This is a genomic window from Streptomyces poriferorum (assembly GCF_019399235.1).
Classification (GTDB): domain Bacteria; phylum Actinomycetota; class Actinomycetes; order Streptomycetales; family Streptomycetaceae; genus Streptomyces; species Streptomyces poriferorum.
In genome coordinates, this window is record NZ_JAELVH010000471.1 from 1 (window position 1) to 3413 (window position 3413).

1 protein-coding gene and 1 pseudogene are annotated in these 3413 nt (G+C 68.1%); both read right to left on the bottom strand.

The window, feature by feature from the left end:
- Positions 1-490, bottom strand: a pseudogene (locus JGS39_RS38560) (FG-GAP repeat domain-containing protein); the annotation flags it as partial.
- 392 nt (positions 491-882) lie between these two features.
- Positions 883-3150 (bottom strand): (Fe-S)-binding protein, encoded by a 2268-nt coding sequence (locus JGS39_RS38565; RefSeq protein ID WP_219574428.1) that lies wholly within the window; start codon positions 3148-3150, stop codon positions 883-885.
- Between the last annotated feature and the right edge of the window lie 263 nt (positions 3151-3413).

The window sequence follows — 3413 nt, forward strand, 5'->3', positions numbered from 1 at the left end:
TGAGGCCCGCGGGCGAGCCGAAGAGGATCTGCAGCGGGACGGGCGGGCGGCCGATCCCGTTGTACGGGGGGTCGGTGGCCACGATCAGATCGGTGAAGCCGTCCCGGTCCAGGTCGCACGACGCCTCGGCGTCGAAGGCCGCGGGGAGGGTGTCGCCGGACTTGGCGGCGTTCGTACGCGCGCTGAGCAGCTGGCGTACCGAGGGGTCGAGGCCGCGGGTGGCGGAGCCGTACACGATGCCGATCCCGGCGTCGTCGCCGTGGCTGTCGGCCGCCGGTTTCACCAGGTCGTCCAGGACGAGGTCGCGGTGGCCGTCGCCGTTGAAGTCGTCAGGGGTGCGGCTGCCGGTGCCGTGCGGGACGGCGTGGCGCTCGGCGCCCGCCAGGCCGGCCAGGGCGGTGGGCGGGACGTCGCCGTTCTTGGGGGCCGAGGAGGCGGGGGAGCCCGTGCAGGCGGTCAGCAGGAGGACGCAGGCGCAGAGGCCGCCGATCGCCGCGGTGGCTGCCGCGCGGCCAGTGGTTCGCGTAGGCCGTGTTGCTGTTGCTGTTGCCGCCGTTGCCGCCGGTGAGGGCGGGGTGCGCGGATGGTGCTTGTGCTGCGGCGAGGGTGGTGTGTGCGGGTGGTGCTACTGCTGCCGCGAGGGCGGTGGTTCGTGCGGGTCGCGTGGTCGCTCCCGCCCTGCCGATGCGTATCCGCACGGGATACCTCCGAATGCGTATCCCCGCAGGAATACCTCGTACGTCGTGGCCGTCCCGGCCGTCTCTTCCGTCCCGGCCGCCCCACATCATGCGCCACCGGAGCCGTAAAGCAGAAGCGGCCGGTCCTGCCCCCGAGGCAGGTCCGGCCGCTTGTGCAACGCGGTGGCGCGGTTCCGGTTACCCGTTACTTCGCCGGTTCCGGTTCCGGCGCGTCAGCCGGTTCCGGCTCGCCCGCGGGGTCGGCCGGGGTCTTCACGGAGTCGAGCAGCAGCTGCGACACGTCGACCACCTGGATCGACTCCTTCGCCTTGCCGTCGTTCTTCTTGCCGTTGACCGAGTCGGTCAGCATGACGAGGCAGAACGGGCAGGCGGTGGAGACGATGTCCGGGTTGAGGGAGAGGGCCTCGTCGACACGCTCGTTGTTGATGCGCTTGCCGATCCGCTCCTCCATCCACATCCGGGCACCGCCGGCGCCGCAGCAGAAGCCGCGCTCCTTGTGGCGGTGCATCTCCTCGTTCCGCAGACCCGGCACCTTGGCGATGATCTCGCGCGGGGGCGTGTAGATCTTGTTGTGACGGCCCAGGTAGCAGGGGTCGTGGTACGTGATCAGACCCTCGACCGGCGTCACCGGGATCAGCTTGCCCTCGTCCACCAGGTGCTGGAGCAGCTGCGTGTGGTGGATGACCTCGTACTCGCCACCGAGCTGCGGGTACTCGTTCGCGATGGTGTTGAAGCAGTGCGGGCAGGTCGCGACGATCTTCTTCGTCGCCTTCGCCTTCTTGGTCGAGTCGTCCTCGTCGTCCTCGCCGAACGCCATGTTCAGCATCGCGACGTTCTCCTGGCCGAGCTGCTGGAACAGCGGCTCGTTGCCCAGGCGGCGGGCCGAGTCACCCGTGCACTTCTCGTCGCCGCCCATGATCGCGAACTTGACGCCCGCGATGTGGAGCAGTTCGGCGAAGGCCTTGGTGGTCTTCTTCGCGCGGTCCTCCAGGGCGCCGGCGCAGCCGACCCAGTAGAGGTAGTCGACCTCGGTGAGGTCCTCGACGTCCTTGCCGACGATCGGGACCTCGAAGTCGACCTCCTTGGTCCACTCGACGCGCTGCTTCTTGGCGAGCCCCCAGGGGTTGCCCTTCTTCTCCAGGTTCTTGAGCATCGTGCCCGCCTCGGACGGGAACGCGGACTCGATCATCACCTGGTAGCGGCGCATGTCGACGATGTGGTCGATGTGCTCGATGTCGACCGGGCACTGCTCCACGCACGCACCGCAGGTGGTGCAGGACCAGAGGACGTCCGGGTCGATGACGCCGTTCTCCTCGACCGTGCCGATCAGCGGGCGCTCGGCCTCGGCGAGGGCGGCCGCGGGGACGTCCTTGAGCTGCTCCTCCGTCGCCTTCTCGTTGCCCTCCATGTCCTTGCCGCCGCCGGCCAGCAGGTACGGGGCCTTGGCGTGCGCGTGGTCGCGCAGGGACATGATCAGGAGCTTCGGGGACAGCGGCTTGCCGGTGTTCCAGGCGGGGCACTGCGACTGGCAGCGGCCGCACTCCGTGCACGTGGAGAAGTCGAGGATGCCCTTCCAGGAGAACTGCTCGACCTGGGAGACACCGAAGACGGCGTCCTCGGCCGGGTCCTCCCAGTCGATCTCCTGGCCGCCCGAGGTCATCGGCTGGAGTGCTCCCAGCGCGACCTCGCCATCGGCGTTCCGCTTGAACCAGATGTTCGGGAAGCCGAGGAAGCGGTGCCAGGCGACACCCATGTTGGTGTTGAGCGAGACCGTGATCATCCAGATCAGCGAGACGCCGATCTTGACCATCGCGGTGAAGTAGATGAGGTTCTGCAGCGTGCCGAGCGCGAGTCCCTTGAAGGCGAGGACCAGCGGGTACGAGACGAAGTACGCGGCCTCGTAGCCGTCGACGTGGTGGATCGCGCCCTCGAGGCCGCGCAGGGTCAGGATCGCCAGGCCGATGACGAGGATGACGTACTCGACGAAGTACGCCTGCCAGGCCTTGGAGCCGGCGAACCGCGACTTGCGGCCGGCCCGGGAGGGGAGGTTCAGCAGCCGGATGGCGATCAGCACGAGGATGCCGACCGTCGTCATCAGGCCGATGAACTCGATGTAGAGCTCGAACGGCAGCCACTCACCGATGATCGGCAGCACCCAGTCGGCCTTGAAGAGCTGTCCGTACGCCTGGAGCAGCGTCGGCGGCAGCGTCAGGAAGCCGATCGCGACGAACCAGTGCGCGAAGCCCACGATGCCCCACCGGTTCATCCGGGTGTGGCCGAGGAACTCCTTGACCAGGGTGATCGTGCGCTGCTTGGGGTCGTCGGTGCGGCTGCCTGCCGGTACCGGCTGTCCGAGGCGGACGAACCGGTAGATCTGCGCGACCGCTCGGGCGATGAGCGCAACGCCGACTACGGTCAGCACCAGCGACACGATGATCGCGGCGAGTTGCATTTGGGGGCTCCTCGGGCCTGCGAGGGTGGGATCCAGCGATGTTCGCTGACTTCTCAGGTACTCGGGTACTCGGGTGATGGCTGTGCGATTGACGGCTATGCGATTACTAAGCAGTAACTTAATCAGTCTGTGCTGACACTATCCACTTATTCCGCCGTCCTGTAGCCGGGCCGGCGGTGATCTGTGTCGCTCAGGTCTGCCTTGCCGCGCCCGGCGAGGCTCCGGGCCGCCCGGTACAGGGGTGCGCCGACGGCCTCCGCGAG

Bases quoted from the DNA above. Each gene is read 5' to 3' on its own strand.
- JGS39_RS38565 (WP_219574428.1), bottom strand. From the start codon at position 3,150: ATGCAACTCGCCGCGATCATCGTGTCGCTGGTGCTGACCGTAGTCGGC.